General features: G+C 67.4%; 15 protein-coding genes. 8 read left to right on the top strand and 7 right to left on the bottom strand.

The genetic code is table 11. The annotated features are described in order from the left end of the window. Positions 1-134: 134 nt before the first annotated feature. The 3 genes from GM672_RS13520 to GM672_RS29215 all read right to left on the bottom strand — a co-directional run bounded on the left by GM672_RS13520 (position 135) and on the right by GM672_RS29215 (position 2,098). On the bottom strand, positions 135-851 hold the full coding sequence (locus GM672_RS13520) for a c-type cytochrome (protein ID WP_155471063.1): 717 nt from the start codon (positions 849-851) through the stop codon (positions 135-137). A 63-nt stretch (positions 852-914) separates the two neighbouring features. Further along, positions 915-1,586, bottom strand: a complete 672-nt coding sequence (locus GM672_RS13525; RefSeq protein WP_155471064.1) for a 3'-5' exonuclease — start codon at positions 1,584-1,586, stop codon at positions 915-917. Continuing rightward, positions 1,586-2,098 (bottom strand): ProQ/FINO family protein, encoded by a 513-nt coding sequence (locus GM672_RS29215; RefSeq protein ID WP_229427712.1) that lies wholly within the window; start codon positions 2,096-2,098, stop codon positions 1,586-1,588. Before GM672_RS29215 ends, GM672_RS13525 begins: the two co-directional genes overlap by 1 nt. Positions 2,099-2,722: 624 nt before the next feature. Here GM672_RS29215 and rpoD point away from each other — a divergent pair. Further along, positions 2,723-5,167, top strand: coding sequence for an RNA polymerase sigma factor RpoD (rpoD, locus tag GM672_RS13535; protein WP_155471066.1), 2,445 nt, complete (start codon positions 2,723-2,725; stop codon positions 5,165-5,167). 96 nt (positions 5,168-5,263) lie between these two features. Here the strand turns inward: rpoD and GM672_RS13540 are convergent, their stop codons facing one another. Then, positions 5,264-6,196 carry an SMP-30/gluconolactonase/LRE family protein gene (locus GM672_RS13540; RefSeq protein ID WP_229417722.1) on the bottom strand — a complete coding sequence of 311 codons (933 nt, stop codon included), beginning with the start codon at positions 6,194-6,196 and terminating at the stop codon, positions 5,264-5,266. Positions 6,197-6,296: 100 nt separating this feature from the next. Here GM672_RS13540 and GM672_RS13545 point away from each other — a divergent pair, with 100 nt between their 5' ends. After that, entirely contained in the window at positions 6,297-7,274 is a 978-nt protein-coding gene (locus GM672_RS13545; protein ID WP_155471067.1) for a 2-dehydropantoate 2-reductase, read from the top strand. 35 nt (positions 7,275-7,309) lie between these two features. Here GM672_RS13545 and GM672_RS13550 read toward each other — a convergent pair whose 3' ends face one another. Next, positions 7,310-7,657: a zinc ribbon domain-containing protein YjdM gene (locus GM672_RS13550; RefSeq protein ID WP_155471068.1), complete on the bottom strand. Its 348-nt coding sequence runs from the start codon at positions 7,655-7,657 to the stop codon at positions 7,310-7,312. Positions 7,658-7,691: 34 nt separating this feature from the next. On the opposite strand from GM672_RS13550, the gene GM672_RS13555 reads away from it, so the two are divergent. Further along, positions 7,692-8,384: a GNAT family N-acetyltransferase gene (locus GM672_RS13555; RefSeq protein WP_170300057.1), complete on the top strand. Its 693-nt coding sequence runs from the start codon at positions 7,692-7,694 to the stop codon at positions 8,382-8,384. Here the strand turns inward: GM672_RS13555 and GM672_RS13560 are convergent, their stop codons facing one another. Together GM672_RS13560 and ppc are read right to left on the bottom strand one after the other, a co-directional pair. Next, positions 8,385-9,041, bottom strand: a complete 657-nt coding sequence (locus GM672_RS13560; RefSeq protein ID WP_155471070.1) for a head GIN domain-containing protein — start codon at positions 9,039-9,041, stop codon at positions 8,385-8,387. A 171-nt stretch (positions 9,042-9,212) separates the two neighbouring features. Next, positions 9,213-12,068 (bottom strand): phosphoenolpyruvate carboxylase, encoded by a 2,856-nt coding sequence (gene ppc / locus GM672_RS13565; protein WP_155471071.1) that lies wholly within the window; start codon positions 12,066-12,068, stop codon positions 9,213-9,215. A gap of 191 nt (positions 12,069-12,259) precedes the next feature. Here ppc and hemC point away from each other — a divergent pair, with 191 nt between their 5' ends. The 5 genes from hemC to ppa all read left to right on the top strand — a co-directional run bounded on the left by hemC (position 12,260) and on the right by ppa (position 17,049). Beyond that, entirely contained in the window at positions 12,260-13,207 is a 948-nt protein-coding gene (gene hemC, locus GM672_RS13570; protein ID WP_260115688.1) for a hydroxymethylbilane synthase, read from the top strand. Positions 13,208-13,209: 2 nt separating this feature from the next. Next, positions 13,210-13,980 (top strand): uroporphyrinogen-III synthase, encoded by a 771-nt coding sequence (locus GM672_RS13575; RefSeq protein ID WP_155471072.1) that lies wholly within the window; start codon positions 13,210-13,212, stop codon positions 13,978-13,980. Continuing rightward, the gene (locus GM672_RS13580; protein WP_155471073.1) at positions 13,977-15,161 is read left to right on the top strand and encodes a uroporphyrinogen-III C-methyltransferase; all 1,185 of its coding nucleotides are present in this window, start codon (positions 13,977-13,979) and stop codon (positions 15,159-15,161) included. Before GM672_RS13575 ends, GM672_RS13580 begins: the two co-directional genes overlap by 4 nt. Positions 15,162-15,164: 3 nt before the next feature. Beyond that, positions 15,165-16,361, top strand: coding sequence for a heme biosynthesis protein HemY (locus GM672_RS13585; RefSeq protein WP_155471074.1), 1,197 nt, complete (start codon positions 15,165-15,167; stop codon positions 16,359-16,361). A 151-nt stretch (positions 16,362-16,512) separates the two neighbouring features. Next, on the top strand, positions 16,513-17,049 hold the full coding sequence (ppa, locus tag GM672_RS13590; RefSeq protein ID WP_155471075.1) for an inorganic diphosphatase: 537 nt from the start codon (positions 16,513-16,515) through the stop codon (positions 17,047-17,049). Positions 17,050-17,288 lie beyond the last annotated feature (239 nt).

A 17,288-nucleotide genomic window follows, 5' to 3' on the forward strand; every position in this document is an offset into this window, starting at 1 on the left:
AATGCGCTCCGACGCCGGCAGCGCCTGCGCCGCCGCGCTGGGCGGTGGGCCGGCATCGTGGCGGGGCCACAACAGGCCCGTCACGGTGGCCAGCAGCAAGACCAGCATGGCCAGGAAGATCGCGCCACGCCGCTTCATGGCCGCGCTCCTTCCGCTGCGGGCACGCCGCCGCAGGGCAGGGGCAGCGGCGCCGCCAGTGCCGTGGCCGGGCGCACGGTTTCGTCCACGCGCTGGCTGGCCAGCCAGGCCGATACGGCGGCCACGTCGTCCAGCGTCAGGCGGCTGGCCACCAGCGCCATGCAGTCGGGCGACTGGGCCTTGCGCACGCCGTTGCGCCAGGCGCCGAACTGGGCGTTCAGGTAGTCGCGCGGCAGCCCGACCAGGCCGGGAATGGCCGGCGCGACGCCGCCCAGCTGCGCGCCATGACAGGCCACGCAGGCAGGCACCTTGCGGCCCGCGTCGCCTTGCAGCACCAGCGCGCGGCCCCGTTCCAGCTGGGCCGGCGTGGCCTGCACGGGTGCGGGGGCGGCATGGGGCGGATGCTGGGCAGCGAACCAGCCGGCGATCTCGCGCAGGTAGGGCTCGGGCAGCTGGCTGACCATATACGTCATCATGGGGAACTGGCGCCGGCCGTCGCGGAAATTGCGCAGCTGGTTATACAGGTAGCCTTCGGGCTTGCCGGCCAGGCGCGGGAAGAAGGCGTCGTTGCGGTCCTTCACCTGGTGGCAGGCGAGGCAGGGCGCCAGGCGCTGCTCCAGCGTGTCCGGCGCGGGGGCGGCCACGGCCAGTGGCGGGAGTGCCAGCATGGCCAGCAGGATCAAGGCAGGGCGGAGCGAAATTGAATCAGGCATGCGCGGTTCCCGTTCAAGAAGGCGTGAGCGGCGCCCGCGCCTGTGCTGCAAAGGTGCCCCGTATCAGGCGGCCGGTGGCGGACGGCGGCGCGGCGCCCGCGGCGGCGGCAGCACATTGCCCAGCGCCAGCCAGTGGCGGTACACGCGCAGCGCCACCTGGGCATCGTCGGCCGCATACAGGATCTGCTTGTCCGTCAGGCGTGGCGCGGCCCAGTTGGTGGTGGAGATTTTCTTCGACTTGTGCAGCTTCGTGCCGAAGAACTTGGCGACCGCGCTCTTCGCGCCCAGGTCGTGCTTCTGGCCCGGCACGCGCAGGGCGGTCGACAGGTCGACGATGCGGGCCGGTTCGATACCCAGCTTGGCACGTACCCGTTTCACGTCGTCGGACAGGCCGAAGCCCAGTTTCAGCACGTCTTCCGCCTCCAGGATCGCTTTCAGCGCCGGCACCAGCGGGGCGCTGTCCGGGCCGATCTGGAACAGCCAGGCGCGCTGCTCGTCGGCAAACTGCACCAGATGCGGTCCGTCCGAGCCCTGGCCCTTGACGAAGGTGGGCTTTGATTCGGTATCGAAGCCGATCGCGTCACAGGCCAGCAGCGCCTGTTGCGCCGCTTCGGCCTCCTGCACCGTGCGCACCAGGTGCACGTCGGTCAGGGCGATGCCGTGATACGGCGGCAGTTCCGCGTCAGGCGCGGTGCTGCCAGCGCGGTCCGGGGATTGCACTGCCACCGCGACCATCAGCCTTTGCGGGAGAATTTGGCGGTCAGCTGTTCCAGCTTTTCCTGGCGGCGACGGTTGCTTTCCTCTTCCGCGGCGGCGTCCCGTTCGGCCTTCTTGCGCTCGGCCTCCTTGCGGAAGCGTTCCTGCAAGGTGTCCTTGGCGTGCTTGCGGTGCACGTCCGTCACTTCGGCGCCCTTGCTCCCGTCCAGGTTATAACGGACGGTGGCTTTTTCCATGGTGCGCAGGTAACGCTGCGAACCCGTGTGGATGCCCAGCGCAGCGCGCATCAGCTTGCGGTCGATGCCCGGCACCTGGGCCAGGATCTGCTTGTCGATACCGATCGACAGGGGCAGGCAATCGCGGAACGGCGCGAACTGCTGCTGCAGGGATTTGAGCAGCGCGCGTGCGCTGGTCGGGCCCGTGGCCTGGCCGGCGGGCGCAGTCGCATCAAGCGCTGGCGCGGCAGGCGTTTCGGCCGCATCGCTGCCGGCGCCTTCGGCGTCAGTGGCGTTGTCGGTCGGATTGCCGATCGCACCGGCGATCGTGTCGTTGCCCGGGGTGGCGATGGGTTCGGCGCCGTCGGCGGGCTGGGAGGTAAGGCTAGTGTTCATCGACTTCACAGATTAAGCAAGAGGCGCCAGCATACCATGTGCGCGGGCCCGGCGCGTTGCAATTTCAATCATGATGCGGGTTTTGCCACGAGGGTGGCCGCATGATTAAGACGGGGCTGCATGTAAAACCATCGCGAATCCGTGTATAATGACCGACGCACCAAATGCAGCACGGTGTGGAATCCGTTTGGCCAAGAGTTAGTTCAGTTTGATCGAGAGTACCCCGCGGTTCCCTGCACAGGGTTTTCCGCATGGCGGGTGTGGAAATCACCCGCGAGCCGTGACGACGACGCTGGCAGCGTTGCGCGACGAGGTGGCGTCATGCGCCGCCGCCGCGCCCGAGCCGCGTTGTGCGCAGGCAGGCATGTGCCATCTCTTCTTGTACTGAAACCACTGGATGAACTATGCGGTAGCAAGCCCGTTCGACGGGCTTTTTTCATTCAGGATGATCCCCATATACGTACCAATGTGGCCCGTTTTTGCAGGCCATGCTGGATTGTTCACTTGCGCCGCGCCCCGTTGCGTGGCACAGAGAGATATTTGATGACGACGAAAACGCCGAAAACCTTAACGCTGTCCGCCAAAAAACCGCGCACCGAAGCGGCGCCGCTGGCGGTAACGAAGACCACCTTATCCTATGTGATCGATAATGCGCAAGAGGCTGCCGGCAAAGTGACCGTCGTGAAGAAGACCCGTCCGCGCCTGGTGGCCGTGCCGGGCCAGGAAGAGGCTGCCGATGCGCCGCTGGCCGCCGTTGCCGCCGACTCTGGCGATGCCGCCGTCGCTGCCGCACCGGCCGTGCCGAAGGCGCCCGTGGTGCGCGTGCGCAAGGCAAAGCTGGACAAGTCCGCCGCCGTCATCGATCCGGCCCTGCCGCCGACGGCGCCCGCCGCCGTCAGCCAGGTCACGGACGCTGCCACCCTGGCCTCGATCGACACCTCCGGCTACCTGCTGCCGTCCGTGAAGGTGCCGGGCCGCCGCGGCCGCAAGCCGAGCGAATTCACGCCCGAAAACGACGAAGTGGCGGCCCTGAACGCCGTCGAGCGCGCCGAACTGAAGGCCGCGTCGAAAGCACGCGAACGCAAGGCCAAGGGCCTGGACGCGCTGGGCAGCGCCGAAGGCATGTCGCAGGAAGACCTGGAAAAGCGCCGCCAGCAGTTCAAGAACCTGATCAACATGGGCAAGGAGCGCGGCTTCCTGACCTATGCCGAGATCAACGACCAGCTGCCGGAAAGTATCGTCGAGCCGGAAGCCATCGAAGGCATCATCGCCACCTTCAACGACATGGGTATCGCCGTCTACGAACGCGCGCCCGATGCCGACAGCCTGCTGCTGTCCGATAACGTGGCCACCGCCGCCAGCGACGACGAAGTCGAAGCCGCCGCCGCCACCGCGCTGTCCACCGTCGATTCCGATTTCGGCCGCACCACGGACCCGGTCCGCATGTACATGCGTGAAATGGGCGCCGTCGCGCTGCTGACCCGCGAAGGCGAGATCGAGATCGCCAAGCGCATCGAGGAAGGCCTGCGCGACATGATCCAGGCCATCTCCGCCTGCCCGACGACGATCGCCGAGATCGTGGCCCTGGCCGAGAAGATCGAAAGCGACGAGATGAAGGTCGACGACGTCGTCGACGGCTTCGTCGATCCGGAAGAGACGTCGGCCCCGGTGGCACCGGCGCGCGCCGTCAGCAACCCGGACGACGACGACGAGGAAGAGCTGGAAGAGGAAGAAGAGGACGGCGACGCCAATGGCGGCGCGGCCGGCTTCTCGACCGAGCAGCTGGTGCAGCTGAAGGTCGACGCGCTGGAGCGCTTCGCCGTCATCTCGGCCCAGTTCGACAAGATGCGCAAGGCCGGCTTCGGCACCGCCGCCTACCAGAAGGCCCAGGGCATCATCTCGGCCGAGCTGCTGTCGATCCGCTTCACCGCGAAAGTGGTGGAGAAGCTGTGCGACACCTTGCGCGGCCAGATGGAACAGGTACGTGGCATCGAGCGCGCCGTGCTGGAACTGTGCGTGAACCGCTGCGGCATGCCGCGCGCCCACTTCATCAAGGTCTTCCCGGGCAACGAGACGAACCTGGACTGGGTCGACGGCGAAGTCGGCGCGGGCCACCCGTACAGCATCGTCCTGGGCCGCAATGTCCCGGCCATCAAGGAACTGCAGAACAAGATGATCGACCTGCAGGAGCGTGTCGCGCTGCCGCTGGCCGACCTGCGCAAGATCAACAAGCAGATGGCGGCCGGCGAGAAGCGCGCCCGTCACGCCAAGCGCGAAATGACGGTGGCCAACCTGCGCCTGGTGATCTCGATCGCGAAAAAGTACATCAACCGCGGCCTGCAGTTCCTCGACCTGATCCAGGAAGGCAATATCGGCCTGCTGAAGGCGGTGGACAAGTTCGAATACCGCCGCGGCTACAAGTTCTCCACGTATGCGACGTGGTGGATTCGCCAGGCCATCACCCGTTCGATCGCCGACATGGCCCGCACCATCCGCGTACCGGTGCACATGATCGAGACGATCAACAAGATGAACCGCATCAGCCGCCAGATCATGCAGGAAACGGGCAGCGAGCCGGATATGGCGACCCTGGCCGTCAAGATGGAGATGCCGGAATCGAAGGTGCGCGAGATCATGAAGATCGCCAAGGAACCCATTTCGATGGAAACCCCGATGGGCGAGGACGGCGATTCGCAGCTGGGCGACTTCATCGAGGACAACACCACCCTGGCGCCGCTGGACGCCGCGCTGCATGCGTCGATGCGCAACGTGATCAAGGAAGTGCTGGACTCGCTGACCCCGCGCGAAGCGAAGGTGCTGCGCATGCGCTACGGCGTCGAGATGTCGAACGACCACACGCTGGAAGAAGTGGGCAAGCAGTTCGACGTCACGCGCGAACGTATCCGCCAGATCGAAGCGAAGGCCATGAGCAAGCTGCGCCAGCCGTCGCGTTCGGACAAGCTGAAGACCTTCCTGACTCAAAACTGATCTTGCAAAACTGATGACTCCAAACCGATCCCGCCGGATCGGTCATCGAGGGAAGCCCACGGGCTTCCCTTTTTTTGCCCGCAGGGTTTGCAGCGTTCAGTAGGGCGCGCCCGTCACGTCCAGCTTTACGCGCCAGATCGCGCCCGCGCCCGTGATGAACAGCGTCTTGCCGTCGTCGCCACCGAAGGCGGCGTTCGTCACGTTGGCGTCGACACGGATCGTGGCCAGTTCGCCCCCGCGTGGCGAGAACACGCGCAGCCGGCGCGCGCTATGTTCGGTGACGTACAGGTTGCCGTGGCAGTCCACCGTCATGCCGTCCGGGCCATCGAGACCGGCCACCAGCAGCCGTCCCGGTGCCGGCCTGCCGTCCGCGATGGCATGGGCGTGCAAGGCGCCGTCCGCAGCCGTGACGTACAAGGTGTCGCCGGCGGGCGAGAGTGCGATGCCGTTCGGATTGCGGCGGCTGCCGTCGACCAGCGTGACGTCGCCATTCGTGCCGACCCGGTACACGCCGGTGACGGGCTGGCCGCCCGGCGCCGCCGCCTTCTGGTAGTCCGGATCGGTGAAATACAGCGTGCCGTCGGCGGCGATGGCGATATCGTTGGGCGAGTTGAAGACAGCGCCCATGTAGCTCGCCGCGACGGCGACACGCTTGCCGCCACCCGGCGGATACGCCGCCACGGCCTTGTCCTTGTGCGTGGCGGCGACCAGCGCACCGCGGGCGTCCACCGCGAGGCCATTGCTGCCGCTGTCCTCGACGACGGTGACGACGCTGTCGCCGGACGACAGCTTGCGGATGCGCGAAGGGAAGGGGGCACTCGTGGCGAAATCGGAAAAGTACAGGGCGCCGCCCCGCCACACGGGGCCTTCGTACAGGCTGGCGCCTTCGCGGCTCGGCTGCACGGCAGCGATTCGCTGCGCGGCCAGCTCGCCCTTTGGCGCCTGGCCGCAGGAAGCGGCGAGGGCAGCAGGGCCGGTCAGCAGCAGCGCCGCAAGGATCGACAGGCGGAAGGTGGCGGTCATTGTCATGGTCATGGTCATGGCGATGTGGTGGCGGAAGGAGAAGCCCGGCCTCACTATACGTTATCATTTCGGTCACAAGATTTTTAATACGGGAGATGGAACGGCAATGAAGACATGCATCGTGGGTGCCGGCGCGGTCGGCGGCTTTATCGGCGCGCGGCTGGCGGCCAGCGGCATCGCCACCAGCGCGCTGGCGCGGGGCGCCACCTTGGCGGCATTGCGGGAACACGGCTGGCGGCTGCATGAGGCGGGCCAGCTGGTGCAGGCGCCCGTAACGGCTTCGGACGACGCGGCCGACCTGGGCGTGCAGGACCTGGTCGTCATCGCCGTCAAGGGGCCGGCCCTGGGCCAGGTGGCGCCGGCGATCGGACCGTTGCTGGGGCCCGATACGGTGGTGCTGCCGGCCATGAACGGCGTGCCCTGGTGGTTCGCGGAAGGCGCTTCGCCGCTGCCGGGCGGGCCGCTGGACAGCGTCGATCCGGGTGGCGCCGTCGGCGCGGCCGTTCCGTACCGTCACCTGCTCGGCTGCGTCATCCACGCTTCCACGTCCACCGTGGCGCCGGGTGTCGTGCAGCACCGCATGGGCAATGGCCTGATCGTCGGCGAACCAGATGGCGGCGTGTCCGCGCGGGCGCGCCACGTCAGCGAGGTGCTGGGCGGGGCGGGCTTCGCCGTCACGCTGTCCGAACGCATCCGCTACGATATCTGGTACAAGTTGTGGGGCAATATGACGACCAATCCCGTCACGGCCATCACGGGCGCGACGGCCGACCGCCTGCTGGACGATCCGCTGGCCAGCGCCTTCTGCATCGCGGCCATGCGCGAGGCCGGCTTGGTGGGCGCGCGTATCGGCTGCGCCATCGACGAGACGCCGGAAGACCGCCATGGCGTCACGCGCAAGCTGGGCGCGTTCAAGACGTCGATGCTGCAGGATGTCGAGGCGGGCCGGCCCATCGAGCTGGACAACATCGTCGGCGCCGTGCGCGAGATCGGCCAGCGCGTCGGCGTGGCCACGCCGAATATCGACGCGCTGTTCGGGCTGACCCGGCTGTTCGCCCGCACGCGCGGACTGTATCCGGCGTGAGATCCAGCTTGAGATCGGGCTTGAGAAACGCGGGCTTACACCTTGCGCACGAACTCGGTCTTCAGGCTCATCGCGCCGAAGCCGTCGATCTTGCAGTCGATATCGTGGTCGGCATCGACCAGGCGGATGTTCCTGACCTTCGTGCCCTGCTTGATGACGCCGCCGGAACCCTTCGGTTTCAGGTCCTTGATGATGGTGACGGTATCGCCGTCCTGCAGCACGTTGCCGGAAGCGTCGCGGTAGACCCGGGCCGTATTGGTGGAATCAGGCGCCGCCTCGGCCTTGGCCGGCCACTCGTGCGCGCACTCGGGACACACCAGGCTGGCGCCATCCTCGTAGGTGAATTCGGACGCGCATTGCGGGCAGGGTGGCAGGGTGCTCATGGTGGAACTTTCGAAAAAGGAGAAAGTATACTGTATGGGAATGACTGAGCAGGGGCTGGCCGGGCTGGCCAATCCCGTCTGGGCCGCCCTGCACGGCGGCCAGCGCCAACTGGCGCAACCGCTCGGTGCGATGCGGCGTTACCCGCCCGATGTGGCGCCGTTCGCCGCCGTGCCGGAGGAAGGCATGCCGGTGCCGGCCGGGGACCTGGCGCTCTTGCGCGAGGACGTGTTCTTCGTCGGGGCCATCCCGGCCGTGCCGCCCGGCTGGGAAGTGCGTGAACTGGGTGGCGTGACGCAGATGGTCTATACGGGCGGCGCCATCGCCGCACCGCCGCGCGAAGGCGTGACGCTGCTCGACCCGCTCGACCCGGCCATGCAGGAATTGACTGACGTCGCCTTTCCCGGCTACTTCCGCGCGCGCACCGGCACGATGGGCCGCTACTTCGGCATCTTCGACCAGGGCCGGCTGGTGGCCCTGTCGGGCGAACGGATGGACATGGGCGAAGCGCGCGAAGTAAGCGCCGTCTGCACCCGGCCCGGCTACATGGGGCGTGGCTACGCGGCGCTGCTGGTGCGCCACGTCATGCATGCGATGCAGGAAGATGGCATCACGCCGATGCTGCACGTGGGCAGCGGCAATGCGCGGGCCATCGGAATCTACGAGGCGCTGGGATTCATTCGGGTGCGTCAGCTGCGGCATGCGCGACTGGTGCTGCCGCCCCCTTGATCAATCGCCCGCCTTGATCCCACCCAGGCCGCTGGCGGACTTGTTCAAGGTCTTCGGGTGGCCGTAGTAGACCACGTTGCCCAGCCCCCGCACGACGGCGTTCAGGGTCTGGCTGGCGTGCACGGAGACTTCGCCGATGCCTTCGAAATTGACGTCGGCGCGCTCGGACTGCAGGCTGCGCGTGTCGACCTGGCCGACGCCTTGCGCCTTCAGCCGCAGCCATTTGGTGCGGCCCTTGGCGGAAAGCCGGCCGGCGCCCTGGAACTGGATGTCGATGCGCTCTTCGTTGACGTGGTCGATGTCGACTTCGCCGGCGCCTTCGACGATGACCTTGACGAGGTTCGGCATCGTCACGACGATCTTGCCCGTGTCGGTAGACTGCGTGGCCTTGCCCGGATAGTCGATCAGCAGCTCGCCATCCTTTACCGTCGTGCGCAGCTTGCCGATGAATTCGCCGTTGCCGCTGACCTTCACGGATTGCGCCTTGCCGGCCAGGATCTGCAGGTCGATCGGGCCCTTGACGGCAATCGCCCGGAACGGCGCCAGGGTGCGCTGGTCGTCGGCCGCATGGGCGGCAGGCAGCATGGCGAGCATGCCGGCGGACAGGGCGGTAAAGAAGGCGGCGGAGGCGATGGACAGAGACGGCGGACGAAGCATGGCGAATACCTTTATCTTTGTTTTTGACGGGCGTGCGGCAGATTCTAGCGAGGCAGCCGGCGTCCGTGGCAGGCATGCGACGAATTGCGATTTTAAGGGGCCGGGCTGTCGAAAGTACAAAAAAAAGCGGACCCGCAGGTCCGCCTTGGCGTCGTTACAACAGACGTTGGATCAACCAGTATTGCGCAAGCCCGCCGCCACGCCGTTGATCGACAGGTGGATGCCCCGGTGCACGCGCGGGTCGGCCTTGTCCGGCTCGGACGACAGCGCCCGGTGCCGCTTGATCAGCTCGACCTGCAAGTGGTTCAGCGGGTCGAGGTAGGCGAAGCGGTTCGTGATCGAGCGGGCCAGCAGGGGGTTGCCGGCCAGGCGCTCGGTCGTGCCGGTGATCGCCTCCAGGCATTCCAGGGTGTGGCGGTACTCGTCGCAGATGCGGCGGAAGATGCGCTCGCGCAGTTCCTTGTCCGCCACCAGCTCGGCATAGCGCGAGGCGATGGCCAGGTCCGTCTTGGCCAGCACCATGTCCATGTTCGACAGCAGCGTGCGGAAGAACGGCCAGTGCGCGTGCATGTCGCGCAGCTGGGCGATGCGCTGTTCGCGCTCGCCGCCGGCGATCCACGCGCCGATGGCGCTGCCGAAGCCGAACCAGCCCGGCAGCAGCAGGCGGCACTGGCCCCACGAGAAGCCCCACGGAATGGCGCGCAGGTCCTCGATGCGGCGGGTCGACTTGCGCGACGCCGGGCGCGAGCCCAGGTTCAGTTCCGCGATCTCGGCGATCGGCGTGGCGGCGAAGAAGTAGTCCGTGAAGCCCGGCGTTTCGTAGACCAGGTCGCGGTAGGCCTTGTACGCGAAGTCGGACACCTCGGCCATCACGGCCTCGAAGCCGGCCAGCTGCTCGTGCTTGGCCGTGTCGGACGGCGGCGGCAACAGGCTCGCTTCCAGCGTCGCGGCCACCAGCAGCTCCAGGTTGCGCCGGCCGATCTCCGCGTTGGAGAACTTCGATGCGATGATCTCGCCCTGTTCCGTCAGGCGGATCTGGCCATTGACGGTGCCTTTCGGCTGCGCCAGGATGGCCTCGTAGCTGGGACCGCCGCCGCGGCCGACGGTGCCGCCGCGGCCGTGGAACAGGCGCAGCTTGACGCCGGCCTGCTCGAACACGTCGATCAGCGCGATCTCGGCCTTGTACAGCTCCCAGTTCGACGTCAGGAAGCCGCCGTCCTTGTTCGAGTCCGAGTAGCCCAGCATGACTTCCTGGATGCGGCCCTGCTGTTCCACCAGGTGCTTTACCAGCGGCAGTGCCATCACGCTGCCCATGATGCCGGCGGCGCGCTGCAGGTCGGGAATGGTTTCGAACAGGGGAATGACCATCAGGTCGGCCGTCGCGGCGCCGTCGGCGTCCTGGCGCAGCAGCCCCGTTTCCTGCTGCAGCACCAGCACTTCCAGCAGGTCCGACACGGTTTCCGTGTGCGAGATGATGTAGTTGCGGATGGCGCGCTTGCCGTAGCGCTGGCGGATGTCGCGGGCGGCGCGGAAGATCGACAGTTCCGACTGCGTCTCGGCCGAGTAATCGATATACGGCGAATACAGCAGGCGCGGTTGCGCCAGCTCGGCCAACAGCAGCGCCACTTTCGCGTCCTCGTGCAGCGCGGCGTAGTCCTGCTCGGCGCCGGCGCGGGCGAACAGTTCGGCCAGCACGCGCTCGTGCACGTCCGACGACTGGCGCATGTCCAGCGACGCCAGGTGGAAGCCGAAGATGTCGGCCGCGCGTTTCAGGGTCGTCAGGCGCGGGCGCGCCAGCATGCCGCCGTGGTTGGCTTCGAGCGACTCGATCAGCACCTGCAGGTCGGCCGAGAAGGCCTGCGCGTCCGCGTACGGTTCGGCGTGACCCACTTCCTTGCGCAGGATATTGGTCGCGCCCAGCATGCGCGCCGTGCTGGCCAGGCGGGCATAGATGCCGATCAGGGCGCGGCGGTACGGCTCGTCGGCGCGGTGGTCGGACTGGTCCGGGGATGCATCGGCCAGGGCCTGCAGCGCGGGGCTGCAGGCCACCATCAGGGTCGAGACGGACAGGTCCGCGCCCAGCGCGTGCGCTTCGTCCAGGTAGAAGTCGACGATGGTGGTGGCGTGGCGGGCCAGCGCGTGCTGCATGGTGCCGGCGTTGACGTTCGGGTTGCCGTCGCGGTCGCCGCCGATCCAGCTGCCCATCTGCAGGTAGGGCGCGGCAATCGGCTTGGGCTGTTCGGTACCGTACAGGGTGGCGATGTCATCCTCGATATCGTCGTACAGGCCGGGCACTTCGCGCAGGAAGGTGATGCGGTAGTAGGACAGGGCGTTCTCGATCTCGTCGGCCACCGTCAGCTTGGTGTAGCGCAGCATGCGCGTCTGCCACAGGGTGGCGATGCGCACGCGCAGCATGTGCAGGTTGGCGGCCCGTTCCTTCGGCGTCAGCGGCATGTCGCGTTCGGCCAGCAGGCGGGCGATATCGTGTTCCGCGTCCAGGATGGACTTGCGCTGCACCTCGGTCGGGTGGGCCGTCAGCACGGGGGCGATCAGCGCGTCCTGGAAGAAGCCGTCGACGGTGTCCTTGTCGACGCCGGCGTCCTTCAGCTTGGCCAATGCGTAGCTGATGCTGCCCCGCTGGGGCTTCGAGCCGGCCAGCAGGTGGGCGCGGCGGCGGCGGTTGTGGTGCTGGTCCTCGGCGATATTGGCCAGGTGCGAGAAGTAGGAAAACGCGCGCACGACGGAAATGGTCTGCTCGCGCGTGAGTATCTTCAGCATCCCGTCCAGTTCCTTGGCCGCGCCGGCATCGGCTTCGCGGCGGAAGCGCACGGCGGTCTGGCGGATCGTCTCGACGACGGCGAAGACTTCCTCGCCCTCCTGTTCGCGCAGCACGTCGCCCAGCAGGCGCCCCAGCAGGCGAATGTCTTCCTTCAGCGGCGCGTCCTTGTCGGCGGCGGTGGCGTCGTTGGCCCGCTCGCCCTCGGGTGGGCGGGTGTGTTCGTCTGTCGCACTAGCAAAATTTACCATAGTTGTTTCAACAAAGATGATGGGTGTCGGTGCAAGGGCTTGTGGCCACGGTCTGCAGGGAAGCGCATGCTAAAATTTATGGTCTTGAATCCATGCGCAGGTAACTGGCGTACGCCGGTTGGCATCCGCAACAGCGAAAGAAAGTACCGGTTTTGAATACATCCGAAAAGGCACAGCAAATCCCTTCCAGACTGGTGATCGCCTCGCGCGAGAGCCGGCTGGCCATGTGGCAGGCCGAGCACGTACGCGCGCGCTTGTCACAATTATATCCGCAGTGCGTCGTGGAGATTCTCGGCATGACCACCCGTGGTGACCAGATTCTCGACCGCAGCCTGTCCAAGGTGGGCGGCAAGGGCCTGTTCGTCAAGGAACTGGAAGTGGCAATGGCCGAAGGCCGGGCCGACCTGGCCGTCCATTCGCTCAAGGATGTGCCGATGGACCTGCCCGAAGGCTTCGCACTGGCGGCCGTGCTGGAGCGGGAAGACCCGCGCGACGCCTTCGTCTCCGGCCAGTATGACTCGCTCGACGCCCTGCCGCCGGGCGCCGTGGTCGGCACCAGCAGCCTGCGCCGCCAGGCCCTGATCGCCGCGCGCTATCCGCACCTGGTGGTCAAGCCCCTGCGCGGCAACCTCGATACGCGGCTGGGCAAGCTCGATCGGGGCGACTACGCCGCCATCATCCTGGCCGCGGCCGGCCTGAAGCGCCTGGGCCTGGCTTCGCGCATCCGCGCCGTGCTGGACCCGGCCGTCAGCCTGCCGGCGGCGGGGCAGGGCGCCATGGCCATCGAAATCGCCCACACGGACGTGCCCCGGGCCGACGGCGTCGACCTGTTCGCGCTGTTGGCGCCGTTGAACGACGTCGCCACCAGCCAGGCCGTGACGGCCGAGCGGCGCGTGTCGAAGGTGTTCGGCGGCAGCTGCCAGGTGCCGCTGGCGGCCCATGCCACCATCGAGGACGGCACCATGTACCTGCGGGCGCTGGTGGCCACGCCCGACGGCACCCGCTTGGCGAGCGCCGAAGTGCACGGCCCGGCCACGGATGCGGCCCAGCTGGGCGACCAGGTGGCCGACAAGCTGCGCGACCAGGATGCGCTGGCCATCCTGGCCCAGGCAAAAGCGGCCGCCGACGGCGCCGCCTGAGGATGCCCGGCGCCGTCGTCATCACGCGCCCGCTGGCGCAGGCCCTGCCGCTGGCCGAGCGCGTGCGCGCGCTGGGCCGCGCCGTGGAAGTGCTGCCGCTGCTGGACATCGCGCCGCTGCAGGACCAGTCGGCCCTGCGCGCCACCCTGGCGCGGCTGCAGGACTTCGCGCTGGTGGCCTTCGTGTCCCCCAATGCCATCGACGCCGCCTTCGCCCATATCGAACGGTGGCCCGCGGGCGTGACGCTGGCCGTGCTGGGCGAGGGCAGCCGTGCCGCACTGGCCGCCCACGGCATCACGCCCGACCGGGTCGACATCGTCAGCCCGCATGACGCTGCCCGCAGCGACTCCGAACACCTGCTCGAAACCCTGGACCTGGCTGCGCTGCGCGGGCGGCGCGTGCTGATCGTGCGCGGCGAATCGGGCCGCGAGCTGATGGCCGACGGGTTGCGCGCGGCCGGGGCCGACGTGACGACCTTGCCGGCCTACCGCCGCAGCGTGCCGGCCCTGACGCCGGCGCTGGCGGCGCGACTGGTGACCTTGCTGGCGGTGCCGAACGACTGGCTGATCACCAGTTCCGAGGCGCTGCGGGGCCTGCTGGACTTGCTGGCCCGTGTGCCGGGCGAAAATCTCGTGGCGAAAATGCAACAACAGCGGCTGATCGTGCCGCATGCCCGGATCGCCGCCAGCGCGCATGAACTGGGGCTGCCCCTCGTAACGCTCACAGGATCCGGCGACGAGCGCCTGCTCGCCGCGTTACAATCACGACCATGAACGATTTGCCTACCTTACCAGACCCGTCACAAGGACCGGCCGCACCGACAGGTGGCGGCGCCAACCCGCCCGTCAGCCCGCCACCGGCCGCGCCGCAGCCGCCGCAGCAGCCGCCATCGGCCGCCGCCTCCAGCTGGGGCCATATCCTGCAACGGCCGATGACGATTGCCGTCATCGTGCTGGCCGTGCTGCTGGCCGCGCAAAGCATCAGCACGAGCCGCCAGATTCGCAACCTGCGCCAGGAAATGGCGAGCCGGCTGCAGAAGAGCGATGCGACGACGACGGAAGCGGCCCAGCTGGTGCGTGCCACGCAGGAGGTGGCGCGGGAGCTGCAGGTCAAGGTGGGCATGCTGGAAGGGCGCCAGCAGGAAGCCCAGGCCCAGCAGCAGGCGCTCGAGCAGCTGTACAACGACATGTCGAAGAACCGCGACGAGTGGGCCCTGGCCGAGATCGAACAGGTGCTGTCGACGGCCAGCCAGCAGTTGCAGCTGGCCGGTAACGTGCCGGGCGCGCTGATCGCGCTGCAAAATGCCGACCGCAGCCTGTCCCGTTCGGACAAGCCGCAGTTCATCACGATCCGCCGGGCCATTGCGCGCGACACGGAAAAGCTGAAGGCTTTGCCGTCGGTCGACTCCGTCGGCCTGGCCGTCCGGCTCGACAATGTGATCGCCCAGGTCGATTCGCTGCCGATGCTGTCCGACGCGACGCCGGCATCGACGGCAGCGCAGCCGAAACCGAACCGCCGCAACCGCGCCGGCGCTGCCGTGCCGGAACCGGTGGCCGAGCCGATTGCCGATACCTGGCTGGGCCGCGTCCAGGGCGTGTGGAGCAGCTGGAGCAGCGAGATGTGGACGGACGTGCGCCAGCTGGTGCGGGTACGCAGCGTCGACAATCCCGACGCGATGATGCTCGCGCCCGAACACGCCTACTTCCTGCGCGAGAACCTGAAACTGCGCCTGCTCAACGCCCGCATGGCGCTGTTGTCGCGCAACGAGGGCGCCTTCCGGGCCGACCTGCTGGCCGCCCAGGAAGCCCTGTTGCGCTACTTCGACACGCGCGCGCGCCAGACGCAGACGGTGCAGGCGCTGCTGCGCCAGGTCCAGGGCAGCAACCTGGCCATCGAGATGCCGACCCTGGCCGACAGCCTGAACGCCGTGCGCAACTACAAAGCGAAGCCCTGAACCATGCGCTTATTCCTCTGGTTACTTGCGCTGATGGCGGCCGCCATCGGCATCGCCGTGACGGCGCGCTTCAATCCCGGCAACGTGGTGCTGTTCTATCCGCCGTACCGGATGGACCTGTCGCTGAACTTCTTCGTCGTGCTGCAGCTGCTGCTGTTCCTGCTGCTGTACGCGGCCGTGCGCGCCGTGCGCGCGACGATGCGCATGCCGGCGCGGGTGGCCGAGTACCGCCAGCGCAAGCGTGAACGGGACGGCAACAAGGGCCTGCGCGACGCGCTGAAGGCCCTGTTCGAAGGACGCTTCGGCCATGCCGAGAAGGCCGCGCTGCGCGCCGCCGACCTGCCCGAGAACGCCGGCGTGGCCGCGCTGATCGGTGCCCGCGCCGCACACCGGATGCGCCAGCATGCGCGGCGCGACCAGTGGGTGGCCCGCATCGCCGACGATCCCGCCATGAAGACGGCGCGCCTGATGACGATGACGGAGCTGCTGGTGGACGACCACCAGCCGGAAGCCGCACTGGCTGCCGTGCGCGAACTGAACGCCAGCGGCACGCGCCATATCCACGCGCTGCAATGGTCGCTGAAGGCCGAGCAGCAGGCCAAGAACTGGCCGGAAGTGCTGCGCCTGGTGCGCTCGCTCGACAAGCACAAGGCGCTGCATCCGGCCCTGTCGGCGCGGCTGCGCGAGTTGGCCTACAACGACCTGCTGTCGGACCGCACGCACGATGCCGAATCGCTGATGCGGGTGTGGTCGACCATTCCGTCGGTCGACAGGGTGAAGCCCTATGTGGCCAGCCGCGCCGCCACGGCCCTGAACAGCCGTGGGCTGCACGACGAGGCGCGCCTGGTGGCCGAGGAATCGCTGGCCGCAAACTGGGACGAACGGGTCGTGCGGGCCTACCGCGATGCAGCCGCGCCGGCCGGTTCGGCCGCGCTGCTGGCCCAGATCGAGCATTGCGAGGCATGGCTGCTGGAACGCCCGCTCGACGCCGAACTGGCGCTGACGCTGGGCTCGCTGTGCCTGAAGCAGAAGCTGTGGGGCAAGGCCCAGCGCTACCTGGAGCAGGCCCTGTCCGACGCCACCGACCCACCCATGGTGCGCGAAGCCCATCTGAAGCTGGCGCAGCTGCACGAAGCCCTGCAGCAGCCCGAGCAGGCGGCCAGCCACTACCGCCAGTGCGCGCTGGCCACCATCCTGTAAGGCCTGTTTGGTACGGCCGGCGGCCGGCTTTGCGGCCGCGCCGGCTGCTGTTGCGCTGCACAATCCGCCGCCACGCCGCCGACCGTTTCGTTATAATTGCGCGGCTTGCTTGATGAAATTTGAATAACCGAGCTGTATTAAGAGGAAAACCATGAGCCTGAACAAAGTGTCCGCCGGCCGCGACGTGCCGAACGATTTCAACGTCATCATCGAAATCCCGATGAACGCCGATCCGATCAAGTACGAAGTGGACAAGGAATCGGGCGCCATCTTCGTCGACCGTTTCATGGGCACCGCGATGCACTACCCGTGCAACTACGGCTATGTGCCGAACACGCTGTCGCCGGACGGCGACCCGGTGGACGTGCTCGTCATCACCCCGTTCCCCCTGATCCCAGGCGTCGTCGTGCGCTGCCGCGCCCTGGGCGTGCTGAAGATGACGGACGAAGCGGGCCAGGATGCCAAGGTGCTGGCCGTGCCGGTCGATAAGGTCCTGCCGATCTACAAGCACTGGCAGAAGCCGGAAGACCTGCAGGACCTGCGCCTGCAGCAGATCCAGCACTTCTTCGAGCACTACAAGGACCTGGAACCAGGCAAGTGGGTCAAGGTCGATGGCTGGGAAGGCCCGGAATCGGCCAAGCAGGAAATCGTGGACGGCGTGGCCGCCTACAACAAGGAAGCCAAGTAGTCGGCCGACTGCTGCGCACTGACGAGGCACCCCGCGGGGTGCCTTTTTTGTTGCTCGAAAAATGGGGTCTGTCTCCATTTTTCGAGCAATATCGGCTCGATTACAGTTCCGTTGCAACTGCAAAACCGTGTAAAAGCCGGCAAAACGACTGCCGCCGGTGCGCCGGCCGGCTGTTCGCTAGACTCCGCCGAACCCCAGCGGCAGCGCCACGTTGACGGTCAAGCTGCCGGCAGCGGACG

Source organism: Pseudoduganella buxea (assembly GCF_009720835.1).
GTDB classification, from domain to species: domain Bacteria; phylum Pseudomonadota; class Gammaproteobacteria; order Burkholderiales; family Burkholderiaceae_D; genus Rugamonas; species Rugamonas buxea.